Source organism: Rhodococcus sp. EPR-134 (assembly GCF_001647205.1).
Taxonomy (GTDB): domain Bacteria; phylum Actinomycetota; class Actinomycetes; order Mycobacteriales; family Mycobacteriaceae; genus Rhodococcus_F; species Rhodococcus_F qingshengii.
In genome coordinates, this window is the sequence record NZ_LVCT01000279.1 from 1 (window position 1) to 24,719 (window position 24,719).

The following is a 24,719-nucleotide window of genomic DNA, read 5'->3' on the forward strand; positions in this document are numbered from 1 at the left end:
ACGCCAGAAGGCGTATCACGGAATGCACGTTGCCGGAACGGCTCTCGCTGGTATTCCGGTGAACCGTGAGGGGTACGGCGAGCTGATGGCGGATGCGGCGACCGTCGGCTGGGACGATGCGAAGAGCCTGCTCGAGTTGATCGAGAAGATCGGTGCGAACAAGATCGCTGCGTTCTTCGCGGAGCCGATCATCGGTGCGGGTGGGGTGTATCTGCCGCCGGAGGGGTACCTGGCCGAGGTGCGTGACATCTGCCGTGAGCACGACATTCTGTTTGTCGTCGACGAGGTCGTGACCGGTTTCGGCCGGATCGGTGGTGAGTGGTTCGCGTCCACCCGTTTCGATTTGCAGCCCGACATGATGACCACGGCAAAGGGTTTGACGTCGGGTTACGTTCCGATGGGTGCGGTGTTCATCGCGCCGCGGGTGGCGGAGCCGTTCTATGCCGGTTCGTGGTGGCGCCATGGGTACACCTACGGCGGGCATGCCGGTGCTGCTGCGGCGGCGATGGCGAACCTCGACATTCTCGAGCGTGAGAATCTGCTCGCGGAGTCGAAGCGTTTGGAGGCGTCGTTGCATACGCATCTGCAACCGCTGGCCGAGCATCCGCGGGTGGCGGAGGTTCGTAGTGGGCTCGGTGCGGTCGCCGCGGTGCAGTTGGCCGATCCGGCGGAGGCGTTGCCGTTCGTGAAGACGCTTCGTGAGCACGGTATTTCGGGTCGCGCGGCGGGTCAGGGTGCGATGCAGATTTCGCCGACGTTTGTCATGACCGATGATCAGGTCGCGGAGATGGCAGCAGGGATCCTCGCAGCCCTCGGCTGAAGTCAGCTGCGGCGCCGGAAGAATTTCTCGATTCGGCGCCGCACAGCGTTGGGTGCAGGTTCGAGTTCCAGAACCTCTTGTTCCGACTGCTTGGCGTAGGCCTGGGTGTACCGCTCGTGCAGTACCGAGCGAATTTCGTCCGGAGAGTAGGCCCGACGCTGGCGTTCGCCGCGCGCAACGAGAACCCCGGTGGCGGCAACGCCCATTGCACCGGCGAGGCCGACCAGTTTCCAAACGTGCGAGGCGCGCAGAGGAGTACGGAGTTTCATCCCTCTACGCTAGAGGCATGGACCGACGATTGCTTTCGCAGGTGAGTCTCGACGAGGCCGCTGCGGCGACCCGCACGGGCGACATCTGGATCTTCCGTGGAGAGTCGACGGCGGACCGGGCCATTCAGACACTGACCAACAGTCCCGTCAACCACGTCGGAATGTCGGTCGTGATCGACGACCTCCCGCCGCTGATGTGGCATGCGGAACTCGGTCACTCGCTGCAGGACATGTGGACCGGACGCTTCCAGCGTGGTGTCCAACTGCACGATCTGCGATCGGCCGTTCAGGTCTGGGGCGCCAAGTACGGGCAGCGTGGATGGTTGCGCCAGCTCGACCACGAAGTCACCCGGGAGCAGGAAGACGCTCTGCTCGAGACGATCGCGCGGCTGGACGGTACGCCTTTCCCGTCGACGGCCAAGCTTGCTTCGCGCTGGTTCGGAGGCCGAATCCCGAAGCTGCGCAAGAAGTCCGACGTATCGGCAGTGGCCGTCGAGAGCGCCTACTGCGCCGAAGTGGTTGCCAAGACCTATGAAGCGATGGGTCTGCTCGTCGGCAATCGTCGTGTCAACTGGTTCGACCCGGGCAAGTTCTGGAGTGGAGATCAGTTGCCCCTCGCGCCGGGAGTTGCGCTCGGTGACGAGATCTAGGTATCACTGAGTGCACGTGACCTCGAGGCCGGACGCAATCCCGCCGGGTACTCACAAGGTTCGTGACGGCTCGGCGACGACGCGGCCGCCGACTTCGAGCCAACCTTCCGGAGAGAAGGTGGTGTGAAGCACCGATCCGCGTCCCTGGGTGATGAGCAGTGATTTCCTCAATCGGTCCGTGATGCGCAGCGCTGCAGATCCGGTTGCCTCGTCCTCGGCGATTCCCATCACCGGTGCGAACATGCGTGCGCGGATGGCAGCTTCGAGCTTGTCCTGCCACGCCCACAGATACGAATGATCCGCCTCGTAGTCGGACGGATCTGCGTCGATGACGTCGTCCACCGTGTCCATCGGATAGATCGCGAATTCCGGTGCCCATTCGGCACGCGCGCGTACCCACGTCAAAGCGCCGGATTGGCGGACGTCGACACTGCCGGCAGGAACGTCGAGGGCGCTCACGCGACGGCCCTGTTCGCCCAGCCACCACGTGGCACCGACGGTCGGGTGTCCGGCGAAGGGGAGTTCTGCTGCCTGAGTGAAGATCTGGACCCGCGCACGCGAGGCGCCGTCATCCGGAACGTCGATGAAGATGGTCTCGCTGTAGTCGAGTTCCTTCGCGACGGCTTGTCGATCCGATTCTGCAACCGTGGACGCGTCGACGATTCCCAGCGGATTCCCGTGCTTGCCGTTCTCGTCCGTGAAGACCCGGACCACACTCACCTCGATACCCATCGGTCCACCCTAGCGCGCGAAAAGCCCTCCCCACCTTCACGGTGGGGAGGGCTCGTCGAACTGCACTCAGGTCCGAGTGATCAGACCTGTGCGGCAGAGAGGATCTCGTTGGCTTCGACAGCCTGTGCGACGCCCGCGACGATGGAACCGGCGCGGATCGCTTCGAAGATGACCTCGCGGTCGACACCTTCCTGGCGGAGGGTGTTCTCGTGAGCTTCGAGGCAGTGGTTGCAGCCGTTGATCGCGGACACTGCAAGCGACCACAATTCGAAGTCGGCCTTGTCGACGCCCGGGTTGCCGATGATGTTCATCCGCAGGCCGGCACGAAGGTCGTCGTACTTACCGTCGAGGTAGCCCTTGGTGCGGTAGAAGACGTTGTTCATGCCCATGATCGACGCTGCGCCGAGAGCGGCGTTGTATGCCTCTGCCGACAGGTTGTCGGCAGCCTCGGAAGCAATCTCCTTGAGCGTGGACGCAGACTTGGTGGCTGCGGCCGTTGCGAGGAGCGTTCCCCACAACTGCTGCTCGTTCAGGACCGTCGTGCGCGCAATGGAACTCAGGTTGAGCTTGAGGTCCTTCGCGTACTCCGGAAGCGAGTTCTTGAGGTTCTCGACGCTCATACTCAGACGCTCGCAGTCAGGAGCTCGCCGGCGTTGATGGTCGGGTCGCCCTTCTTCCAGTTGCATGCGCACAGCTCGTCGCTCTGGAGAGCGTCGAGGACGCGGAGAACCTCATCGACGTTACGGCCGACGGAACCGGCTGTGACGGAGACGAACTGGATCTCGTTGTTGGGGTCGACGATGAACGTCGCGCGGTCTGCAACGCCGTCGGCGTTGAGGACGCCGGTGGCCTCGGCAAGCTCGCGCTTGAGGTCCGAGAGCATCGGGAAGGGGAGGGTCTTGAGCTCTTCGTGCTGTGCACGCCACTGGAAGTGCACGAACTCGTTGTCGACGGAAGCGCCGAGAACCTGAGCATCACGGTCTGCGAACTCTTCGTTGAGCTTGCCGAATGCAGCAATCTCGGGGGGGCACACGAAGGTGAAGTCCTTGGGCCAGAAGAAGACGATGCGCCACTTGCCTGCGTAGTCGTCACTGGTGACGGTGGTGAAGTAGTCATCGGGCTGCTGGGCATCGACCTTGGACAGGTCGCCGCCGATGACAGCCGTGAGGTTGTAAGCGGGGAACTGGTCGCCGATTGTGAGCAGAGCCATGTGTCTCATTCTCCTACGTGTCTCGTGAACAGGAATTTCTTGCGCACACGATCCGGCTGTTCGGACTGTGACGGCCGAACGTGCTGGATCGAGAGGGTTTGTCACCGTCAGCGGGTCGGACGGTTTCGACTGGAGTGTCGAGGTTGTGACCGGCGCTTTTTGGTATGAGTCCATTCTGCATCAAACCGTTCAAAAGGTAAAGGTGATGGGTGGCACTACACTGATAGGCATGTCTGATCAGACTTATCAACCTTCCTTGTCACAGCTGCGTGCCTTTGTGTCTGTGGCCGAGTACCGGCACTTCGGTACTGCCGCAGCGCGTTCCGGTGTGAGCCAACCCACACTGTCGCAGGCGCTGGCAGCTCTCGAGGCGGGACTAGGGGTCAAACTGATCGAACGTAGTACGCGACGCGTGCTCGTGACCGCGGACGGACAGCGCTTGCTCGGTCAGGCCAAGCAGATTCTCGAAGCTGCCGACGGTTTCGTCGCGAGCGCGGCCGGCTCCGGCGACTCTCTGACCGGACCGCTACGCATCGGGTTGATCCCGACCGTTGCGCCCTACATTCTTCCGGGGTTGTTGCCGGAGCTGCGCGAGAAGCTGCCGTCGTTGGCGCCGCAAATAGTCGAGGATCAAACGGCGCGCTTGCTTGATGCCCTGCGATCGGGAGCGCTCGACGTCGCGGTGTTGGCGCTTCCTGCCGGAACACCTGGCCTGGTGGAAGTTCCTGTGTACGAAGAGGATTTTGTGATGGTCGTGCCGAACGATCATTCCTTGGCCGGACGTGTCGATCTCACGGCGGACGTGCTCGACGCGCTGCCGTTGCTCTTGCTCGACGACGGCCACTGCCTGCGTGACCAGACGTTGGATCTGTGCCGTTCGGTAGACGCCCATCCGCTTGCCGGCGACACGCGGGCTACCTCTCTCGCGACAGTCGTGCAATGTGTGGCCGGGGGACTCGGGGTGACTTTGGTCCCGGAATCGGCTGTTGCCGTGGAGGTTCGACGCGGGGACTTGTCGACGGCGCATTTCGCTTCGCCGGCTCCAGGTCGCACGATCGGCGTCGTGTTCCGCTCGTCGAGTGGCCGAGCAGAAGGATTCCGTCAGCTGGCCGAGCTGGTCCGTTCGGTCAGCCCGACGGTTCCTCGATGACGTGACTCGTTCGACCTCGACGTGAAAGCTAGTCGAGAGAGCCTTCTTTCACAGCAATGACGGCTCCGGGATTGAGAATTCCCAGCGGGTCGAGCGCATCCTTGACCTTGCGATTGAGGGCCATGACGTCTTCACCCAACTGTGACGGCAGCCAGTCGCGCTTGAGTCGACCCACACCGTGTTCGCCGGTGATCGTGCCGCCGAGCGCGATGGCGAGATCCATCACCCGTCCGAATGCGATCTGTGCGCGTTCGGACATGTCCGGGTCTGCGGGGTCGAAGACGATGAGCGGGTGGGTGTTTCCGTCTCCGGCGTGCGCCACCGTGCAGATCAGGACGTCGAGGTCGTCTGCGATGGCTTCGACCCCGGTTACCAGCTGGGGGAGTGCGCGCATGGGAACGCCCACGTCTTCGAGAAGCAGACTTCCCATCGCGAGCACGGCCGGGAACACCGCTCGCCGTGCCGCCGCAAAGGCGTCACCTTCGGCCTGGTCATCGGTGGCGAATACTTCGGTGGCTCCGTTGTTTTCGCACGCCTGAACAATCGTCTCGATTTCCAGCACGCCTGCCGCGCCGGGTGCGTCGGACTGTGCGAGCAGCAATGCGTGAGCCTTGCGGTTCAGACCCATGCGTACCGAATCCTCGACGGCATTGATGCTGGCATGATCCATGAACTCGAGCATCGCCGGACGCATGTTGCTGGTGATCGCCAAGACTGCGTCGGCAGCTTCTTGCACCGAGTCGAACGAGGCCACGACGGTTGATGCGGGCGGTTGTGCCGGAATCAGACGCAACGTGATTTCCGTGATGATGCCGAGAGTGCCCTCGCTGCCCACGAACAGTTTGGTGAGTGAGAGTCCGGCGACGTCCTTGAGAAGGGGACCTCCGAGGCTGACAGCTGTACCGTCCGCCAGCACGACCCGGAGTCCGAGAACGTAGTCGGTGGTAACTCCGTACTTGACGCAGCAGAGTCCGCCGGCGTTGGTGGCTGCATTGCCGCCGATGGAACAGATCTCGAAGGACGACGGGTCAGGTGGGTACCAGAGTCCGTGCTCTGCGGCGGCTTTCTTGACCTCCGCATTCATCAAGCCGGGCTGAGTGACCGCCACACGGGCGACCGGGTCGATCGTGATCTGTCGCATTCGCTCGGTGCTGACCACGATGCAACCGTCGACGGCGCTGGATCCACCGGACAGGCCCGAGCCGGCACCTCTGGGAACCACCGGTACGCGGTTGGCGGTTGCCCATCGCATGACTGCTTGGATGTCTTCGGTGCACGTAGCGCGAACCACGGCAGCGGGATGGCCGGCGGTCGGGTCGGCGGCCCAGTCCTGGCGGTAGCCCGCGGTCACATCCGGATCCAGCAGGACGGCTCCCTCGGGGAGTGCCGCTACCAATTCGTCGAGGGCTGAAGAACTCGCGGGAGTCATACTCTCATCATGCTCGACGGAGTTCGACGATGCGCCAATTCGCGAGACCACAGCCCGAGTCTGTCGCGCCTGATCAGTTCAGCATTGTCCGGCAGCGATCCTCCGAGTTGCCAGTTGAAGCCCTAGCGGCCCTTCTGCTTTCCGGAGAACCGGCCACCCGAACTCTTGGTCCCACCGGACTTGCCGCTGCCTGATTTGCCGCCCGCCTTGGCCTTACCGGAACCGGCGTTGCGTCCGGATATGTTCTTTGCGGTGCCGGCGCCCTTAGCTTTCTGCCCGTTCTTGGCAGCTTCTGCGCGACGCTCGCGGGCCGCGATCTTGGCCTTGACGGAGCCCTTGATCTTCTCCGCCGGCTCACCGTTTCGGCCGCGGGAACTCTGCGCCGTTCGGCCCCGCACGATGCCGATCAGTTCCTCGACCAGATCTGTGGTCTTGGACTCCATCCATGCCAAAGCCACAGGAGCCTCGGGCGCACCGTCCACCGGACGGAAGGTCAGGTCCTTGCGATGGTGGAACCGCGCCAGCGAATGGGGAACCACGACAACTCCGACGCCGGCGGCCACCAACTCGATGGCGTCGGCGATGGTCGCGGGTCGCTCGGCGGCGGTCTTTCCGGGACGGGTCGGCCAGTCGAGTCTGTCGTCGAGAGGATCGAGCACTATCTCGTCGGCCAGATCGTCGACGGAAATCTGATCGACAGTAGTGAATACGTGATCTTTCGGTACCACCACCACCGGGGTTTCCGCGTACAGCGAGATGGCGCTGATGCCGGTCCGGTCGATCGGCAGTCGAACCAAACCTGCATCTGCTTCACCGGCGCGAAGTGCAGCTTCGAGTTCGAGAACCGGGAACTGAACAAGTTCCAGACGCACCTCGGGGAGCCGCTCGTGCCACACCCGGACCCACTTGGTGGGCGTCACCCCCGGGGCGTACGCGAGTCGAAAAATTGCCTGACTATCCGCGTCTGTCACCAGGCAAGGCTACCGCCTTGGTAAAAGCACCCGTATCGGCTGGTTACTCTTGTTGCATGACGTCGAACAAAACTCCCCAGACGATGAAGCCGACGACGGCTGCCAAGAAGCTGGGTGTGTACCTGGAAGCAACACCTGCGCAGTTCCAGGAAGGCGACGTGACTCGTGACGAGCTGACCGCTCTGCAGACCGATCCGCCGGAGTGGCTGCTGGAGCTGCGACGCACCGGACCGCATCCTCGCCCGGTCATCGCAGCCAAGCTGGGCGTATCGATCGCCGGCCTGGCCCGCGGCGGCGTCGAAGAAGCACTCACCACGGATCAGATCGCCGCACTCCTCGAAGAGAAGCCCGAATGGCTCGAAAAGGAACGCGCTGTTCAGGCCGAGGTGCGGGCCGAGAACGTTCGCATCAAGGAAAAGCGCGCTGCTCGCCGCAACCAGCCGCGGAAGGCTCGTAGGGGCTGACGCCCCCTGTGCGCCTTTTTGGTAGCGCCGACTACCAGAAAGGCGCACAGGCGCTAGCCTTCTACGACGCTCAGCTCGTCGAACACGATTTCACCCGCGGCATCCGATTCCGGGATGTCGACGACGGCAAGCAGTGCCCATCCGTGATCGCCCTCCGGATCCTCGAGCACCTGCCGCACCCGCCAGAACTCACCCTCTTCGGTGACCTGGAAGAGCGCCGGCCCGCGCGCCGATGGCCCGGTTCCGATTGTTGCGTACTCCTCGAAGTACGGGAGTAGTTGCTCCTCCCACTCGGCGGCGTCGATACCGTCCTCGAGGTTTTCCAGCTCGTTCCACTGCCGACGCGACGCGAGGTCGATGCGTCGGAACATCGCATTGCGCACCATGACGCGGAATGCGCGCGGGTTCGCCGAGATGGGACGGGGAATGTCGGCGCCGAACGCAACCTCTTCCGTATCTGCCTCGGCTCCGGGGTCGGTGAGTGACTCCCATTCGTCGAGCAGGCTCGAGTCGACCTGACGGATCAGCTCGCCCAACCACTCGATGATGTCTTCGAGTTCCTCGGTGCGCGCTTCCGTCGGGACGGTCTGTCGCAGCGCGCGGTAGGCGTCGGCGAGGTAGCGCAGGACGAGGCCCTCGGACCGGGTGAGTCCGTAATGGCTGATCAACTCGGCAAACGTCATGGCGCGTTCGATCATGTCGCGCACCACGGACTTGGGGGAGAGGGCGAACTCGGTGATCCACGGGTGGCCACCCCGGTACATTTCGAAAGCCGGGAACAGCAAGTCCGACAACGGTTTCGGCCACGTAACCTCGTCGAGGAGTTCCATGCGCTCCTCGTACTCGATGCCGTCGGCCTTCATCTGCGCAACCGCTTCGCCACGAGCGAAGTGCTGCTGCGCCATCAGAACCTGACGCGGATCGTCGAGCGTCGACTCGATGATCGAGACGACATCGAGTGCGTAACTGTCGGATTCGACGTCGAGAAGTTCGAATGCCGCCAAGGCGAACGGTGAGAGTGGCTGGTTCAAGGCGAAGTCGCGTTGCAGGTCCATCGTCAACCGAGCCATGCGGCCGTACTCGTCGGGTTCGTCGAGGCGTTCCACGATGCCGGCGCTGAGCAATCCGCGATACAGCGAGATCGCTTTGAGGATGTGCTTGCGCTGCGCCGGACGCGATTCGTGGTTGTCCTCCAACAGGTGCCGCATCGCGTCGAAGCAGTTACCCGGGCGGGCAATGACATTGAGCAGCATCGAGTTGCTGACCGAGAATCGCGACACCAACGGTTCGGGCGATGCGGCGACCAAGCGATCGAACGTCGCTTCGCTCCAGGATACAAACCCCTCGGGAGCCTTCTTGCGTTGAATCTTCTTGATCTTCTTCGGATCGTCGCCGGCCTTGGCGACTGCCCGCAGATTCTCTACTTCGTGTTCGGGTGCCTGGACGACGACGGTGCCCATCGTGTCGTAGCCTGCACGACCCGCGCGACCGGCGATCTGATGGAACTCGCGGGCTTTCAGATGCCGAGTGCGGACGCCGTCGTACTTGGCCAGACCCGTGAGCAGCACCGTGCGGATCGGGACGTTGATGCCGACGCCGAGGGTGTCGGTACCGCAGATCACCTTGAGAAGCCCGTCCTGTGCGAGAACTTCGATGAGCCGTCGGTACTTGGGCAGCATGCCCGCATGGTGAACGCCGATGCCGTGCCGGACCAGGCGGGAGAGTGTTTTTCCGAACCCGGTGGTGAAGCGGAAACCACCCAGCGCCTCGGCGATCGCTTCCTTCTCTTCTTTGGAACAGAAGTTGACGCTCGTCAGTGCCTGGGCGCGTTCGAGGGCGGCGGCCTGCGTGAAATGCACGATGTAGACGGGGGACTGGTTGGTGGTCACCAGATCTTCGATGGTTTCGCCGACCGGCGTGGTCGCGTACGAGAACATCAAAGGCACGGGGCGTTCTGTGCCGGAGACGACGGTGGTGGGTTTTCCGGTACGGCGCGTCAGATCTTCGGAGAAGAAGTCGACTTCACCGAGAGTTGCCGACATCAACAGGAACTGGGCGTGCGGCAACTCGATGAGCGGAACCTGCCACGCCCAACCTCGATCGGGTTCGGAGTAGAAGTGGAACTCGTCCATCACGACCTGGCCGATATCGGAGTTCGGGCCCTCGCGCAGTGCAAGATTCGCGACGATTTCGGCCGTCGCACAAATGATCGGCGCCGACGAGTTCACGGCGGCGTCGCCGGTCATCATGCCGACGTTCTCGGCACCGAAGACCTCACACAGTGCAAAGAACTTCTCGCTCACGAGCGCCTTGATCGGCGCTGTGTAGTACGTGCGCTTGCCGAGCGACATCGCATAGAAATGCGCGCCGATCGCCACCATCGATTTGCCTGACCCGGTCGGCGTCGCAAGGATCACGTTTGCACCCGAGACCAACTCCATGACGGCCTCTTCTTGGGCCGGGTAGAGCGTCAAACCTCGTTCGATGGTCCACGAAGAGAAGGCGTCGAAAACGGAATCAGGATCCGCGTTGTCGGGGAGAAGTTCCGTCAGCAGCACTCGTACAGGCTAGCCGCAACCGTGGATCAGGTTGCGCTTCGCTCGTCCGAGCCCATGGCGTCGAGCACCGCCATGCGGGTGGACGACGTTCCGGTGATGGTGTTCTCGCCGACCCCGGAGATCAGCATGTGGCGCCAGCGAGCCTCGTCGAAGACGAGTGGTGCGGTGCTGGAAAGAAAATCTTCGACGATCTGCAGGAAACGCATCGGATCGTCGCGGAACGGGAAGTGGCCCGAGCCGCGGAAGACTTCGAGGCGTGAGTTCGGCATCGCCGCGTGCGCGAGGTGAGCGTGGGAGACGGGAATGACGGAGTCGTCGTCGCCCCAGATCAGTTGAACCGGCAGATTCTCGGTCAGATAACAGCGGTCGAGCATCGTGACGACCTGTCCGCGCCAGTCCACGACGGCCCGCAGCGTACGAAGGTAGGCCTCGTAGGCAGTGGGGTCGGGGAGATCAGCGAGCACGCGAATCAGGTCCGGTGTGTCGTGCAACATGGTGCCGGGACGCAAATTTGAACCGTGAACTACGCCGGCAAGGTTCCCGGCCATCCGGACGAGCGGCATCGCACCAGGTATCCGGAGCAGCTTTACCACCTCGTTGACCACCGGAACGGACATGAGCCGCAGCAGCGGGTGGACGTCCTTGGTGACGCCACCGGCTGAGACCAGCACGAGGCGATCCACCATGTGTGGGAATTGGTAGGAGAACTGCATCGCTACGCCGCCGCCGAGCGAGTGCCCGATGACGGTGACGTGCTCGATGCCGAGCGTCGACAGAAGATCCCGCATGCCGTTGGCGTACGCGGCTACCGAGTAATCCGCGCGTGGCTTGTCGGAACGGCCGTGACCCAACAGGTCAGGTGCGATGACCGTGTACTTCTTGGCGAGGTGGGGAATGATCTCGGTCCACGTCGACGAGTTGTCGCCGATTCCGTGCAGGAGCAGTACTGCCGGACCCTCGCCGGCTATCCGAAATGCGCGTCGGTAGCCGTGAATCGTCCGGAACATCATCCGCGGTTCCTCGTCGGGGACCGGTCGGAGCTGACGGTTCCGTGGTCTGCTCATGTCGCCTCCTGGCTCGGCGTGTGACCACGTTGACTGTCTGCTCCAGTTGTTGAGCCGTCAACGAAAATCACACAGAGTTTGAGGCTATCCGACGGATGTGTCCTGAACAACAGCCCAGGTAACGGAGGGGTTGCGGAATGCGCACAATGTCGAATTATGCGCCCCGCCCGTCACATTTTCGTCAGTTGTCGCCTCGATCGAGGTCTCCAGCTGAGCCGAAGTCGTCATTTCCTGCCTGTTCGGCCAGGAACTTTTCGAACTCTGCGCCGATCTCGTCACCGCTGGGAAGGTCGGCCTCGCCGGCCAGAAGGGACGACTGTTGTTCCTGAGCGGCGACAAAAGTGTCGTATTGACGCTCCAAAGCGTGGACTACAGTCTGAACTTCTTCGTTCCCGGCTATGTGCTCGTTAACCTGTTCCCGAACGCGCGCCGCGGCCTCACCCAGTGCCACCAAGGGCAACTCCAGATCCGAAACCTCGGAAACGTTTTCGAGCAAAGTTTCTGCGGCGCCCGGGTAGTCCGTTTGCGCGAGGTAGTGGGGGACATGCACCGAAAAGCCCATCGCCTCGTGCCCGTGCTGAGACATACGAAGCTCGAGCAGTGATGATGCGCTGCCGGGAACCTGCAGTTCACCTGACCAACGCTGATGGTCCTGGATCAGGTCCTTGTTGGTCGAATGTGCTGTCACACCGAGCGGTCGGGTGTGCGGGATTGCCATCGGAATCGCGTTGAGCCCGATGGTTCGACGCACTCCCAACTGTTCAGACAACAGTCGAACGGCTGTGGTGAACCGCTCCCACTTGAGGTCCGGTTCCATCCCGGCAAGCAGCAGGAACGGCGTGCCGGCGGTATCGCGCAGTGCGTACAGATTGAGCGCCGGAGCGTCGTAATCGGAGAAATGATCGGCCTTGAACGTCATCGTCGGTCGACGCGAGCGGTAGTCGATCAGCTCGTCGACAGCAAACGACGCGACAAGCTCGGTCTCGAGGCTTTCGCGCAGATGCGTCGTCGCCAACTTCACGGCGTGACCGGCGTCGGAGTAACCCTCGAGTCCGTGAATCAGGATCGGCCCCTGGCCGTCGGCAGCCGCCAACTGGGGCGCCGGAAATTCCAGCTCGTACATCCTCGACTGTTCGTCCATCGCAGTCCCCTTCGCTCTTCGGTCTTGATCTCAAGTGTCCACTATCGGCGCACGCGCGACAGCATCGGAGTCAGGTGCCCGACAGCACTGGATCAGACGTTCATCGGTAAGAACACCGAGTCGGTGACCGATCATTCCCGATCCGACGAGACGGGCGTTCGCCGAGAGCGAAGCTGAGCGGTATCTTTCGACACTTGGCCTGGGCGTTCGCTAGATGTCGGGTGCGCGGCTTCGGACATGGCAGAGTGGAACACAAGGTCGGCACGGCCGATTTGTCCGAAATGGATTGGTCGATTGTCGGTATCGGTCGAGTGCGGAGGCTTACATGCGGGTGTGTCCACGATCGTCCAGGCGAGTGGCCGCATGCTCACTTGCTGCGGTGGCCGCCGTTGCACTACTCGCGGGCTGCTCCGGGTCGGTCCAAGGAGCACCCGTTCCGGACTCCGCGCCGGCGACTGCCGGTGCGACCGACAGCGGCACGGCGGCGCCGAGTACGACGGCTGCACCCAAATCCTCGACGCCGAAATCCACCTCTCCGAAAACGGCGGCACCGCTGTCCGAACTGCTGCTGACTCCCGAGGAATTCCCCGAGCCCTTCGGCGCTGTTGTGCTGCCCCCGCAAGCCGTTCCGATGGCAGCGCCGGATCTAGTCGGCGTCCCGCGCGGTGCCACCGTCGATCCGTCCGAATGTGAGCCACCGGAACAGGATTACGGTCCGAACGGGACCGTGATGGCGGTCGGGACCGACAATGCGACGAGGGCAACGATTTCGGTTGAACTCACGAAGGTCGATGCACCACTGGACGAGTTGGAAGCGCAAACTCGGCAGTGCTCGTCCATGACTGTCACTGCGAACGGCGTCACTACGACAGTGACGACGGAAATTCTTCCGCCGTCGCCGATCGATGCCGACAAGACGATGTCACTTCGCCGCACTGTCGTGTCCCCCAAGGCCACAGCCGGTGATCAGACGATGCTGACCTTGATCGCGCAGGTCGGCGACGTACGGGTGGCGACAACACTGATGACGTTCGGTTCTGCGACGCCCTCGACGGCACCGCTGGATCAAGCGTTCACCGCAGCCGTACAGAAGGTCAAAGCAGGCAAGTGATTTCGCAGCACACAGGTCCGACAAGTAGCGGAGCTGCTCGGTGCGGCGCGGTACTTGGTCCCCAACAAATGCGGTAATCCACAGACGAGTTGGACGCAGCTGTTTTCCCTGGTCGAGCAGACGGCCGGGTCAGGGTGATCAGCGACGGTGTGTGCATGACGACATCACCTCTTCCGGGAGAATTCGAATTCTCCGACGACGACCTTGCCGCCCTTCTCGGATGCGTCGAACGCGTCTCCGATCCAGGCGAATTGATCGCGGCAATACCCGCACTCCTGGGCTTCCATCCGTCCAACTCTGTGGTTGCGCTGTCTCTGATGGGCGCCTCCGCCTCGACGCTCGGACCAGTGATGCGGCACGACTACTTTCCCAGTGTCAGGGGAAAGCCCGCGAGGCAGATGAGCGCGGCGCTGCGCCAGTTCGCCGCCGTCTGTGACGGGGAAGGCGCGCGTGCGGTCGTTCTCGTGGTGATCACCGATTGCTCGGCGGCTGAAACTCTGATCGATGAAACCATCGAGCTGGCCGAGGTATTCGAAGACATGCTCGGCGGAACCTGCGTCGAGCTGGCCGACGTATTGTGCACGGCCGCAATAGAATCTGGCCAGCCGTGGACGAGCGTCATGCGTTCGATTCACCGCGGCACCCTGCCAGACCCGGCATCTTCGTCGGTTGCAGCAGCACAGGTGTTGGGCGGGAGGGTCATTCGCCGTTCGCGTGAGGAACTGGTCCGGTGGGTACACGGCGCCGCTCGCAATCACGACACGATTGCCCGATTGATCGCGAGCCGACGAGAGTCGAGCGCGCACAGTGGGGGACCGAGCGGTGAAACCGCAGTTCAGTGCCGGATCGATCTGGTGTCGGAACACGTCCGCCGTGTCGAGGCAGGCGCTCACCGCCCTGACCCGCAGGAATGCGCCGATCTGGTGGTCGCATTGACGGACGTACGCGTGCGCGACGTGGTGCTGGGATTGGCGATCACGTCGGTTGCGGCACATGCTGAGCAATTGTGGCTCGTGCTCACCCATGAAGTCCCGTCGCCCGAACGAGCTTGGCCGGCAACACTTCTCGGCTTCTTTGCATACGTGCGTGGCGACGGCCCTCTGGCAGGTGTTGCGCTGTCGGCCGCGCTGTCGGCCGATTCGGAACACACCTTGGCGGGATTGCTGGATCTATCGCTGCAATCCGGTATGCGCCCCGACGGAATCCGTGACCTCGCGGCCGTCGGATTGTCCATCGGGGAATCGCTCGGAATCACCGGCTTGCCGCCGGCACTGCCGAATGGAAGCTAGCGAGCAGCGTGTGAGCGGTCGCCCAGATCCTGGAGGAACTGCCATGCGTCGGCGACGATGACGTCGAGATCGGTACGCGTGGGCGTCCAACCCAGCTCGGCAATCGCCTTGTCGCTCGATGCGATCAGTACTGCCGGATCACCCAGCCGTCGTGACGCGTCCTCGACGTTGATCGGCAGGCCGGTGACCCGCGCACAGGCGGCGATCACCTCGCGCACGCTGAAGCCGGCACCGCTTCCGAGGTTGTAGATGCGGTGCTCGCCGGGAACCGAGGATTCGAGCGCCAGTAGATGTGCTTCGGCGAGGTCCAGCACGTGGATGTAGTCGCGTACCGCGGTTCCGTCCGGCGTGGGCCAGTCGGTTCCGAAGACCGCGATCTTGTCCCGCTGTTCGAGCGCGACCTGCAGGACGAGTGGAATCAGGTGGGTTTCGATCACCCGGTTCTCGCCGGCGGACTTGTACGCACCTGCGACGTTGAAGTAACGCAAGCTCGTCGCACCGAGGCCGTGGGCGATCGAGTACGAGGTGATCGCATGATCGATCGCGAGCTTGGTCGCGCCGTACGGATTGGTGGGGCGGGTCGGAGCGGTCTCCACGATGGGGGACTGCTCCGGTTCGCCGTACGTAGCGGCGGTGGACGAGAACACGAGGCGGGGAGTACCGGAGACACGGATAGCCTCGAGCAACTCGATGGTCGTGACGACGTTTCCGCGCCAGTACTTTTCAGGGTGCAGCACCGATTCGCCCACCAGCGACTGCGCTGCGAAGTGAAGCACACCGTCGAAAATCGGTGAACCCGCACCGCCGAGGACGTCGGCGGCAAGCGCTCCCACGTCCCCTTCGATGAACTCGGCACCGGCAGGCACCGCGTCGGCATTTCCGGTGGAGAGGTCGTCGATGACGACAACCTCGTGTCCACGCTCGAGCAACACAGTGCTGCACACACTGCCGACGTAACCGGCGCCGCCGGTGACCAGGAGTTTCATCTACTTCCTCAGACCTGCTTGACCTGAACGGCGTGAGCCATTTCCTCGGACAGGTCGAACCCGCTGTGACCCGGCACGATGATCGTCACCGAGCCCGGACGGGTTTCGACCGTCACCCTGGCGTCGGGAACGACGCCGGCGTCACGCAGCTGCGCGATCACCTCGGGATCGGACTGCACGTGCTCGGCCAGTCGCCGAACGACCACAGCTGTCTGTGCGCCGTGCGGAATATCGGTCAGGCGCACCAATGTTTCGGTGGTGGCAACCGGGCCGTCGAGTCCCAACTGGTCCAAGCCCGGAATCGGGTTGCCGTAGGGCGACGTCGTGGGGTTGTTCAGAACGACGACGAGCCGACGCTCGACCTCCTCGCTCATCACGTGCTCCCAACGGCATGCCTCGGCATGTACGTCTTCCCATTTGAGACCGATGACGTCCACCAGCAGGCGCTCTGCCAACCGGTGCTTACGCATGACAGAGATCGCGAGATCGCGACCCTTGTCGGTGAGTTCCAGATGTCGATCGCCGGCGACCATCAGCAAGCCGTCACGCTCCATACGCGCAACAGTCTGGCTGACGGTGGGTCCGCTCTGTTCGAGCCGTTCGGCGATCCGCGCCCGGAGTGGGACTACGCCCTCTTCTTCCAAGTCGTAGATCGTCCGGAGATACATCTCCGTGGTGTCGACTAGATCCTTCACACTCAACCCCTTCGTCAGTTGATCATTCTACCGTTCAGTTCGTGGTTCCGGTGCCGCCTCCACCGCGGCGAGTCCAGCGCGTGTCCGAATTGGATTCGTGTCACTCGATCTCGGTCTCCGAAGCGGGCCACGAGTGTGGTGTGCAGCACGAAACGAGAAGGAAGTAGCGTGATCCCATGACCGCGTCGATCAGATCTGACGGGGACCCCGCGGCGTCTCGAGCGAATCGAGTCGTGGTGTGGAGTCCGGAGTACCTGAGCTATCGGTGGAGCGCCGATCACCCGATGAATCCCACTCGCCTCGATCTCACGATGGCACTCTCGCGAAGCCTCGGACTTCTCGAGGGCATCGAATTTCTCGAACCGAGTGCCGCGTCCGATGCCGACCTCCTCAGAATCCACACACCGGCATATCTTGCAGCGGTCAAAGACGCGGGTAACTCTGCGAACAACGGTGTGAGCGGCCAGGATGTTCCCCACGGGCTCGGTACCGAGGACAACCCGGTCTTCCCGCACATGCACGAAGCCAGTGCGATCCTCGCCGGCGGCTCGCTGGCCGCAGCGCAGGAAATCGCTTCGGGACGTACGAGGCGCGCGGTCAGCATCGGCGGCGGCATGCACCACGCGATGGCGGATTGGGCCTCTGGATTCTGCGTCTACAACGATGCGGCGGTTGCGATTTCGTGGCTGCTCGACAACGGCTACGACCGCATCGTCTACATCGACGTCGACGCTCACCACGGCGACGGAGTGCAACATGCGTTCCTCGGGGACCCGCGGGTGCTCACGGTCTCGCTGCATCAGCACCCGGCAACCTTGTGGCCGAACACCGGATGGTCGAGCGAGGTCGGCGACGGGGCCGCCGAAGGTACGGCGGTGAACATCCCGGTGCTGCCCGGAACCGTCGACGCGTTGTGGCTGCGTGCATTTCACGCCGTCGTCCCGGGAGCCATTGCAGCCTTCCGCCCGCAGATCATCATCAGCCAGTGCGGAGTCGACTCGCACCGCGAGGACCCGCTCGCGGATCTCGCCCTCACCGTCGACGGTCAGCGCGCCGCGTTTTTGGCGATGCGTGACCTCGCCGACCGCTACTCCGAGGGGCGGTGGCTGGCAGTCGGAGGCGGGGGATACGGACTGGTGCGCGTCGTGCCGAGGGCATGGACTCACTTGATCGCTGCAGCGCTCGATCGCGAGATCGACGTCGACACCGCTGTCCCGGAAGACTGGAAGGAATCGACGAAGCTGCGAGCGCCGAGCGTCGACCTCCCGCCGACCATGGGGGACGGCGGCGATGTCGCCTACACGCCGTGGGACGGCCCGGGTGGTACACCGGAGACAGGTGTCGCCTCGGTGGACCGTGCACTCACCCGTATCGACTCGGCGATCATCGCGACACGTCGCGCTTCGTTCCCGCTACTCGGACTCGACCCGGAGGATCCCCGTGACTGAACAGTCCGATACCGAAGCTGCCGGCGGCGAGGCGAGCGGCCAGGCGCCGAAGACCGACCCCGCTCACACCTATCCCCATTCCTGGGTAGTCGATGTTCTCGCCTCCGACGGCGGAGCGGTGGCGTTGCGACCCATCGTTCCCGAAGATGCGGACAAGCTCGTCGAATTCCACGGCAAACTCTCCGAGCGCACCCGGTATCTGCGCTACTTCGGCCCGTACCCCACGATGTCGGCGCGCGACGTCAAGAACTTCACGACGGTCGACCACCACAACCGCGTGGCGTTCGTGATGATGCTCGGCGACGAGATCATCGCGGTGGGTCGATACGAGCGACTGCTCGACGTCGGTGACGGAAAGTCTGCCGAGGTCGCCTTCGTCGTCGCCGACGCACACCAGGGGCGCGGCCTCGGCCCGATCCTGCTCGAGTACCTGGCAGCGGCAGCGGCCGAGAACGGTCTGACGATGTTCGTCGCCGAGGTCCTCTCCGAGAACCGCAACATGGTGACGGTGTTCCGTGAGGCGGGGTATCAGGTGAGCCGCTCTTTCGACGGTGGCGTGCTGAGACTCGAATTCGCGATCGACCCAACGGAAGCGCTTGTTTCAGTACGTAATTCGCGTGAGCGGGCAGCTGAGGCCCGCAGTATGGGAAACGTGCTCAGCCCGCGATCGGTGGCGGTGATCGGCGCATCAGCGGACCCGGCCAAAGTGGGTAACGCGGTGTTGACCAACCTGCTGCGCGGCGGATTCACCGGACCGGTCTATCCCGTCAACGCGGAGCATCGTTCGGTACACGGCGTTCGGGCATATCCGACGGTTCGTGACATCCCCGACGACGTCGATCTCGCCGTCGTGGCTGTACCTGCAGAATCGATCAATTCGGTACTCGACGACTGCCTCGACAAGGGCGTCAAAGCGCTGGTGGTCGTCTCGTCGGGCTTCAGTGAGAGTGGTCCGGACGGGCGCTCGTCCGAACGCAAACTGGTCCATGCAGCGCGCGCTCACGGTATGCGCCTCATCGGCCCGAATGCGCTGGGTGTCGCGAACAACGACCCGGCGATTTCGTTGAATGCGACGCTCGCGCCGGTCTTGCCGGTGGCAGGCAACGTCGGCTTCTTCTGTCAGTCCGGCGCGCTCGGTATCGCCATTCTCGACGAAGCCGCTCGCAGCCGAATCGGATTGTCCGCCTTCGTTTCCGCCGGTAACCGTGCGGACGTCTCGGGTAACGACCTTCTGCAGTACTGGGATTCCGACCAGTCCACCGAAGTGGTCCTTCTCTATCTGGAGAGCTTCGGCAACCCACGGAAGTTCTCTCGCATCGCCCGTCGAGTTGCGCGGAAGAAGCCGATCGTCGCGGTGAAGAGCGGTCGGCACGCGGTTCCGCCGGTGCTCGCCGCCACCGGAGTCGAGATCGACGATTCGATCGTCCGCGCCCTCTTCGAACAGGCGGGCGTCATTCAGGTCGGGTCCATTTCACAATTGTTCGACTGCGCCTTGCTCTTCGGATACCAACCGTTGCCCGCCGGCCCCCGGCTTGCGGTCATCGGAAACTCGACCGCGCTCGGTGTCCTCGCTGCGGACGCGGCCCGCAGTGAAGGTCTGCAGGTCAGCGACCCGGTCGACCTCGGCGCCCAGGCGAGTCCGGAACTGTTCGCCACTGCCGTGCGCGACGCTTTGGCGTCGTTCGACGTCGATGCCGTCATCGCCGTCTTCGTTCCCCCGGTTGCCATTCCGGTCGAGCCGTTCGCGAAAGCACTCAAGGACGCCGTCGCAGGCTCGGACAAGCCGATTCTCACCACGTTCCTCGCAGCTGAGGGTGTGCCGGACGTCCTGGCAGTTCGTGACGAAGTCGGTAACCCGACCCGCGGTTCGGTGCCGTCCTACCCGGGGCCGGAGCGTGCCGCCCTGGCGTTGGCGAGGGCTTGGCGATATGCGGAGTGGCGCAGCAAGCCTGCGTCGAAGGTGGTTCGCCCCGTGGGTATCGACTCCGAGCGAGCCCAGAAGATGGTGGCAGATTGGCTTGAAAACTCTCCTGGCCGTTGGCTTTCAGATGTGGAAGCGGCGGCGCTGCTCGAGTGTTACGGGGTCGCCGTCGTCGAATTCCGTTCGGTCCTGAGCGAAGACGAAGCAGTAGAGGCAGCGGATGCTGTCGGCTACCCGGTCGCGGTCAAGGCAACCGGCGAAATGTGGCGACACCGACCGGATCTGGGCGGCGTCAGGCTGGATCTGAGTGGACCGGAATCGGTGCGCCTCGCTTACCAGATCTTGCGGCCGCGTCGGGTGAACCGCTGCTGCACGTGCAGAAAATGGCAACCAAGGGCATCGGATGTGTGGTTGGTGTCCAAGACGACCCGTCGTTCGGTTCGCTGATCTCGTTCGGGCTTGCCGGTGTGATCTCCGATCTCCTCGGTGACCGTGCCTATCGCGTACTGCCTCTCACCGAGGACGCTGCTACGGAATTGATCGACGCGCCCAAGGCCGCGCCGCTTCTCTCCGGATACCGCAACGCCGTTCCGGTCAACAAGGGTGCGTTGGTTGATCTAGTTCAGCGCATCTCGGCGCTGGCCGACGACATTCCCGAAGTCCGCGAACTGGCCTGTGAGCCGGTACTCGCTTCGGCTACCGGCGCGGAGATCACCGATTCACGTGTCCGAATCGGACCTGAGCCGAGCGCAATCGACCTGGGGCCCAGGCGGCTGCGGTAGACACAGCGAACAACACCGGCCACCGCACATTCCCGAGGGGGAGGGAAGTAGCGGTGGCCGGTGCTTTGTGCGGTGCGTCAGCGCGAGTGGTGTGGCGCGCTGACGCACGTGCTGTGTTGTTTGATCAGCTCGCGTAGGACCGCAATTTCTCGGCGCGATCGCCGACGCGGAGCTTGCCCATGACCTCACGCTCGATCTGACGAACCCGCTCACGCGAGAGGCCGAAGAGCTTGCCGATCTGATCGAGGGTGCGGGGCTGGCCGTCGTCGAGACCGTAGCGAAGTCGGATGACCTGCTGCTCCCGCTCGTCGAGCGTCCCGAGTACGCTGCGCACATCGCTGTGCAGCAGACCGGCGATGACGGCGTTCTCGGCCGAGGTCGCCTCGGAATCTTCGATGAAATCGCCCAAGGGCGCTTCTTCGTCGTTGCCCACAGGCATGTCCAGGCTTACCGGGTCGCGGCTGTGGTCGAGCAGGTCGGCAATCTTGTGCGCCGGGATGCCCGACTCTTCGGCCAACTCGTCGTCCGTGGCTTCTCGCCCGAGCTGCTGGTGCAGTTCGCGCTTGATGCGGGCGAGCTTGTTGACCTGCTCCACGAGGTGGACTGGGAGCCGGATGGTGCGGCTCTGATCAGCCATTCCGCGGGTGATCGCCTGACGGATCCACCAGGTGGCGTACGTCGAGAACTTGAAGCCCTTGGCGTAGTCGAACTTCTCCATCGCACGGATGAGTCCGAGGTTGCCTTCTTGAATCAGATCGAGGAGCGGCATTCCGCGGCCGGTGTAGCGCTTGGCCAGCGACACGACGAGTCGCAGGTTCGCTTCCAGGAGGTGGCTACGTGCCGACTGTCCCTCGCGAACGATCGTTGCGAGATCCCTCTTCTTGGCGACTGTCAGGCGCTTTCCCGTGGCAAGGACGTGGCTGGCGTACAGCCCCGCTTCGATTCGCTTCGCCAGTTCGACCTCGTCTGCTGCTGTCAGCAGTGCAGTACGACCGATCCCGTTCAGGTAGACGCGGACCAGGTCTGCGGCCGGGCTCTGGGCGTCCAGATCTGCGGCGCTCGGACGAATGCGAGTAGTGGTGCTGGGGCTTGTCATGACTTGCCTCCCTATCGGCGGTCTCTCACACAGTTCAACGTGTGAGAGTTCCGGGAAAGTTCCCGTGCCGATTTCCGCTAAATCGCCGTGACCTGCAGTTATTTCCCAGTCGTCCTGAGAAGTTGCTGAGAACACAAAAATCTGCAACTCACCGGGAACTCAGTTCGTGACGGGAAGCACCAACCCGTGTCGAACCAGCGAGACCATCATTGTGACGACGGCCTCACGTAGCTGGTCCGGGTCTTCGCCGTTCGCCGCGGCAAGAAGTTCGATCAATTCGTCGACCACCAGTCCATCCGCTCGGAGTCCGGCCAACAGCGCAGCACCGAGCTCGTCGATCTCGTGCTGCCAGTGCGGTCCGTTGCCGCGGTGCACACGCGTGACCACTTGTTGCCATCCCTCGTCACCGGGGAGGTAGACGCGTTCGAGAGCCGTGTCCGGATCGAGGACGAAGCGTTCCTCGAGGACGTCGTGTTCACGCAACCAGGCAAGACGGTCGAAGTATGCGAGCGCCTCGGCCCCGAGCGGGTCCGAGAAGCCGTGCATGAGGTCCTCGGCCATCAGGTCGGTGGGGGAGTCGGTGCGGCGAAGGAACACGAAACCGAAGCCGACGCCCTCGACATCGGATTCTTCGAGGTGATCCAGCCAGGCGTTTGCTCTCGATGCCGTTTCCGGATCTCGAGGATCCTGCCCGCCGTCCTTGAGCCACGTACCGACGTACAGAGCCGGATCCGCGACATCGCGCTGGACCACCCAGGCATCGACGCCGTGGGCCGGCAGCCACGACGCGATCCGCGACCGCCAGTCCTGCCCTTCGACGTGCACCCAGGACGCCAGCAGAGCTGCCGTGCCGCCGGGGTTCAGGTAGTCGATCGATTGCGAGATCATCAATTCGCTCGCACCGTCGAGATCGAGGCCGGAATCGCGGTACGTGTGATGGACGCGTGCCTCGCCGACGACAAACGGCGGATTGGCGACCCCCTGGTCGAAGGTTCGACCCTCGACGGGTTCGAACCAGGACCCTTGAAGGAGTTCGACGTCCAGTCCGTTGAGGGCCATGGTTGCTGCCGTGAGGTCGACAGCGCGTTGATTGATGTCGGTTGCGGTGACCGAATCGGCGTACGTGTTCGCGTGCAGGGCTTGGATGCCGCATCCCGTACCGAGGTCGAGCACGCTGCCGACCCTCGCGGTGGGCGTGGCCTGCAGCAAGGACAGTGACGCATGCCCGACGCCCAGCACATGATCGGCCGTGGCCTTCTTGGGACGGATTCCGCCGTCGAGATCCGAGATCACCCAACGATCGCCGTCGCCGACGTCGATGGGGCGAAGATCCACCGCGGCCCGCACGAGCGGATTCTCACTGTCGAAGTTCTCACCTTCGAGCAGACCGGCGTCGACGCACTGCGCGATTGTCAGCGGAGCCAGCGCCGCGGCGACGTCGCCCGCCGGGCAGTCATCGGCGAGAAGGAACAGTCTGATGAGAACGCCCAGGTCCCCGAGTTCTCGGGTGGCGCGGCGCACGGGCACCGGCTCACTTCGACCGAGAGCAGCGTGAACTTCGGGACCCAACGCCTCGAGCATGGTTCCGGTGTCGAATCGATTGCGAAGCAGAGCCTCACGCAGCGCAGGGGTGATGGACAGGAGCGTTTCGCTTCTCACCCTGTCATTCTCGCAGGCGGAACTTGTCAGCCTTCGATGGTGTGGTGCGTCGCGGATTCGATCTCGCCTGCGGTCTTCTTTCGTCCGTCGTATCGACTCGGTTCGTCCTTGGTGCGCGGTGGTCGGTCGTTGGCGATCAGGACGGCGATCCAGGGAAGCGGAATGGATGCACCGATGATGAGCATCGAGATCCAGGCGTTGGCCCAGATGCCGTACGCGATCGCCGCGAGGATCAACGCCGGGAACCGGAAGGACATGATGATCATGTACTTGCGCACTCGGGCTTTGTGCTGTTCTTCGACGGACTGCTGCGCTTCGGTGATCAGTACGGGATTGTCGGGAGTCCCGGCCTCGTCGGACCTGCCGAACGCGCCATTTCGTGCCATGACTCCACTGTTCCACTCTCGGCCGACAATTGCACACGACCCGTGGGTCGCACCGCTGTGACGGAGACGGCATTATTGGAGGGGTGAGCACTCAAACCAAGGAACGTCCCGACGTCTCCACCGACGAAACGACCGACGACGACACCCCGAAGTTCTTCCACTACGTGAAGAAGAACAAGATCGCCGAGAGCGCCGTCATGGGAACCCATGTCGTCGCGCTGTGCGGTGAGGTGTTTCCCGTGACGAAGTCCGCCAAGCCGGGATCACCGGTGTGCCCGGACTGCAAGAAGATTTACGAAGGACTCCGTAAGGGCGACTGACCTCGGGTCAGGCGAGCGGGAGTACTTCCGGAGCTCGGCGGATCGACAGCCTCGACGCAGTCGGCCGCCGGGCTCTTCGCGTCTGCGTGCGGTTCATCGCAGGGATCTTGGTCGACGCACGAGTTCTGGCGCGACTCCGATTGTCTGCTCTCGGTTTGTCTGCTGCGGGGCCGCCCGTACGAGGGGACCGTGGCCGGGTCCGCTTTGTCGCCCGAGATGCGGATCGGGCTGGTGGCCAGGTGCCAGGTCAGGTTGGTGACCGGACCGGTCTTTTCGTCGGTGTTCTGAGCCGCAAGCCACTCTCGCATCTGCTCCATCCGAGTGGCACGAGCGGGCCAGAACTCCTGAACCGTCGCGTTGAACTCGGCGCCGAGGACGACGGCAAAACCGAGGAAGAACGTGAAGAGCAGAAACGCGATCGGCGTTGCCAACGCGCCGTACGTGTAGCCGGTGCTGGTGACGAATCCCAGGTACCAGCGCAATCCGGTGCTGGCGGCCATGAAGAACACACCGGCGACCAGGGCGCCCGCGAGCAGCCGATGCCACGGCAGCGACTTCGGCAGAGCGA

Annotated in this window: 23 protein-coding genes and 1 pseudogene; 9 read left to right on the forward strand and 15 right to left on the reverse strand. The window is 63.4% G+C overall.

Features of this window, described 5'->3' with window-relative positions; genetic code table 11:
- On the forward strand, positions 1–820 hold an 820-nt coding region (locus tag A2J01_RS12435; protein ID WP_064112810.1), incomplete at its 5' end, for an aminotransferase class III-fold pyridoxal phosphate-dependent enzyme.
- Positions 821–822: 2 nt separating this feature from the next.
- Here the strand turns inward: A2J01_RS12435 and A2J01_RS12440 are convergent.
- Positions 823–1,089, reverse strand: a complete 267-nt coding sequence (locus A2J01_RS12440) for a hypothetical protein (RefSeq protein WP_042919958.1) — start codon at positions 1,087–1,089, stop codon at positions 823–825.
- A gap of 17 nt (positions 1,090–1,106) precedes the next feature.
- Between A2J01_RS12440 and A2J01_RS12445 the strand changes: the two genes are divergently transcribed.
- On the forward strand, positions 1,107–1,739 hold the full coding sequence (locus A2J01_RS12445; protein ID WP_064112811.1) for a hypothetical protein: 633 nt from the start codon (positions 1,107–1,109) through the stop codon (positions 1,737–1,739).
- A 51-nt stretch (positions 1,740–1,790) separates the two neighbouring features.
- On the opposite strand, the gene A2J01_RS12450 is transcribed toward A2J01_RS12445, so the two are convergent.
- The 3 genes from A2J01_RS12450 to A2J01_RS12460 form a co-directional block, all read right to left on the reverse strand.
- Positions 1,791–2,471 carry a PhzF family phenazine biosynthesis protein gene (locus A2J01_RS12450; protein WP_064112812.1) on the reverse strand — a complete coding sequence of 227 codons (681 nt, stop codon included), beginning with the start codon at positions 2,469–2,471 and terminating at the stop codon, positions 1,791–1,793.
- A gap of 80 nt (positions 2,472–2,551) precedes the next feature.
- A complete protein-coding gene (locus A2J01_RS12455; protein ID WP_003942122.1) occupies positions 2,552–3,091 on the reverse strand; it encodes a carboxymuconolactone decarboxylase family protein in 540 nt (179 codons plus the stop codon).
- Between the two features lie 2 nt (positions 3,092–3,093).
- The gene (locus A2J01_RS12460) at positions 3,094–3,681 is read right to left on the reverse strand and encodes a peroxiredoxin (protein ID WP_064112813.1); all 588 of its coding nucleotides are present in this window, start codon (positions 3,679–3,681) and stop codon (positions 3,094–3,096) included.
- A 229-nt stretch (positions 3,682–3,910) separates the two neighbouring features.
- On the opposite strand from A2J01_RS12460, the gene A2J01_RS12465 reads away from it, so the two are divergent.
- Complete coding sequence (locus A2J01_RS12465; protein ID WP_020907545.1) at positions 3,911–4,831, forward strand: hydrogen peroxide-inducible genes activator; 921 nt, start codon at positions 3,911–3,913, stop codon at positions 4,829–4,831.
- 28 nt (positions 4,832–4,859) lie between these two features.
- Here the strand turns inward: A2J01_RS12465 and A2J01_RS12470 are convergent, their stop codons facing one another.
- Complete coding sequence (locus A2J01_RS12470) at positions 4,860–6,260, reverse strand: FAD-binding oxidoreductase (RefSeq protein WP_064112814.1); 1,401 nt, start codon at positions 6,258–6,260, stop codon at positions 4,860–4,862.
- Positions 6,261–6,382: 122 nt separating this feature from the next.
- Positions 6,383–7,231 (reverse strand): LysR substrate-binding domain-containing protein, encoded by an 849-nt coding sequence (locus tag A2J01_RS12475; RefSeq protein WP_003942255.1) that lies wholly within the window; start codon positions 7,229–7,231, stop codon positions 6,383–6,385.
- Positions 7,232–7,287: 56 nt separating this feature from the next.
- On the opposite strand from A2J01_RS12475, the gene A2J01_RS12480 reads away from it, so the two are divergent.
- Complete coding sequence (locus tag A2J01_RS12480; protein WP_007732807.1) at positions 7,288–7,695, forward strand: DUF5997 family protein; 408 nt, start codon at positions 7,288–7,290, stop codon at positions 7,693–7,695.
- Between the two features lie 53 nt (positions 7,696–7,748).
- Here the strand turns inward: A2J01_RS12480 and A2J01_RS12485 are convergent, their stop codons facing one another.
- From A2J01_RS12485 to A2J01_RS12495, 3 genes are all read right to left on the reverse strand, one after another.
- Complete coding sequence (locus A2J01_RS12485; protein ID WP_064112815.1) at positions 7,749–10,253, reverse strand: DEAD/DEAH box helicase; 2,505 nt, start codon at positions 10,251–10,253, stop codon at positions 7,749–7,751.
- A 26-nt stretch (positions 10,254–10,279) separates the two neighbouring features.
- Entirely contained in the window at positions 10,280–11,317 is a 1,038-nt protein-coding gene (locus A2J01_RS12490) for an alpha/beta fold hydrolase (RefSeq protein WP_007732813.1), read from the reverse strand.
- A gap of 181 nt (positions 11,318–11,498) precedes the next feature.
- Positions 11,499–12,458 (reverse strand): proteasome assembly chaperone family protein, encoded by a 960-nt coding sequence (locus A2J01_RS12495; RefSeq protein ID WP_003942198.1) that lies wholly within the window; start codon positions 12,456–12,458, stop codon positions 11,499–11,501.
- Positions 12,459–12,813: 355 nt separating this feature from the next.
- Here A2J01_RS12495 and A2J01_RS12500 point away from each other — a divergent pair, with 355 nt between their 5' ends.
- Both A2J01_RS12500 and A2J01_RS12505 read left to right on the forward strand, forming a co-directional pair.
- Positions 12,814–13,569: a DUF5642 family protein gene (locus A2J01_RS12500; RefSeq protein ID WP_064112816.1), complete on the forward strand. Its 756-nt coding sequence runs from the start codon at positions 12,814–12,816 to the stop codon at positions 13,567–13,569.
- Between the two features lie 155 nt (positions 13,570–13,724).
- The gene (locus tag A2J01_RS12505; RefSeq protein WP_197494209.1) at positions 13,725–14,858 is read left to right on the forward strand and encodes a DUF4192 domain-containing protein; all 1,134 of its coding nucleotides are present in this window, start codon (positions 13,725–13,727) and stop codon (positions 14,856–14,858) included.
- Here A2J01_RS12505 and galE read toward each other — a convergent pair.
- Complete coding sequence (gene galE / locus A2J01_RS12510) at positions 14,855–15,844, reverse strand: UDP-glucose 4-epimerase GalE (protein WP_064112818.1); 990 nt, start codon at positions 15,842–15,844, stop codon at positions 14,855–14,857. The genes A2J01_RS12505 and galE overlap by 4 nt on opposite strands.
- Before the next feature lie 8 nt (positions 15,845–15,852).
- Positions 15,853–16,539, reverse strand: coding sequence for a metal-dependent transcriptional regulator (locus A2J01_RS12515; protein ID WP_003942150.1), 687 nt, complete (start codon positions 16,537–16,539; stop codon positions 15,853–15,855).
- 176 nt (positions 16,540–16,715) lie between these two features.
- Between A2J01_RS12515 and A2J01_RS12520 the strand changes: the two genes are divergently transcribed.
- The gene (locus A2J01_RS12520; protein WP_064112819.1) at positions 16,716–17,987 is read left to right on the forward strand and encodes an acetoin utilization protein AcuC; all 1,272 of its coding nucleotides are present in this window, start codon (positions 16,716–16,718) and stop codon (positions 17,985–17,987) included.
- Positions 17,980–20,690, forward strand: a pseudogene (locus A2J01_RS12525) (bifunctional acetate--CoA ligase family protein/GNAT family N-acetyltransferase). The gene A2J01_RS12520 and the pseudogene A2J01_RS12525 overlap by 8 nt, the downstream one beginning before the upstream one ends.
- A 124-nt stretch (positions 20,691–20,814) precedes the next feature.
- Here A2J01_RS12525 and A2J01_RS12530 read toward each other — a convergent pair.
- The 3 genes from A2J01_RS12530 to A2J01_RS12540 form a co-directional block, all read right to left on the reverse strand.
- Positions 20,815–21,786: a sigma-70 family RNA polymerase sigma factor gene (locus A2J01_RS12530; RefSeq protein WP_003942639.1), complete on the reverse strand. Its 972-nt coding sequence runs from the start codon at positions 21,784–21,786 to the stop codon at positions 20,815–20,817.
- Between the two features lie 159 nt (positions 21,787–21,945).
- On the reverse strand, positions 21,946–23,445 hold the full coding sequence (locus tag A2J01_RS12535) for a DUF7782 domain-containing protein (protein WP_064112820.1): 1,500 nt from the start codon (positions 23,443–23,445) through the stop codon (positions 21,946–21,948).
- A gap of 26 nt (positions 23,446–23,471) precedes the next feature.
- Positions 23,472–23,831, reverse strand: a complete 360-nt coding sequence (locus A2J01_RS12540; protein ID WP_003942638.1) for a DUF3099 domain-containing protein — start codon at positions 23,829–23,831, stop codon at positions 23,472–23,474.
- An 83-nt stretch (positions 23,832–23,914) separates the two neighbouring features.
- Between A2J01_RS12540 and A2J01_RS12545 the strand changes: the two genes are divergently transcribed.
- Positions 23,915–24,151, forward strand: a complete 237-nt coding sequence (locus A2J01_RS12545) for a DUF3039 domain-containing protein (protein WP_003942602.1) — start codon at positions 23,915–23,917, stop codon at positions 24,149–24,151.
- On the opposite strand, the gene A2J01_RS12550 is transcribed toward A2J01_RS12545, so the two are convergent.
- On the reverse strand, positions 24,124–24,719 hold a 596-nt coding region (locus A2J01_RS12550), incomplete at its 5' end, for a YhjD/YihY/BrkB family envelope integrity protein (protein ID WP_197494210.1). The genes A2J01_RS12545 and A2J01_RS12550 overlap by 28 nt on opposite strands.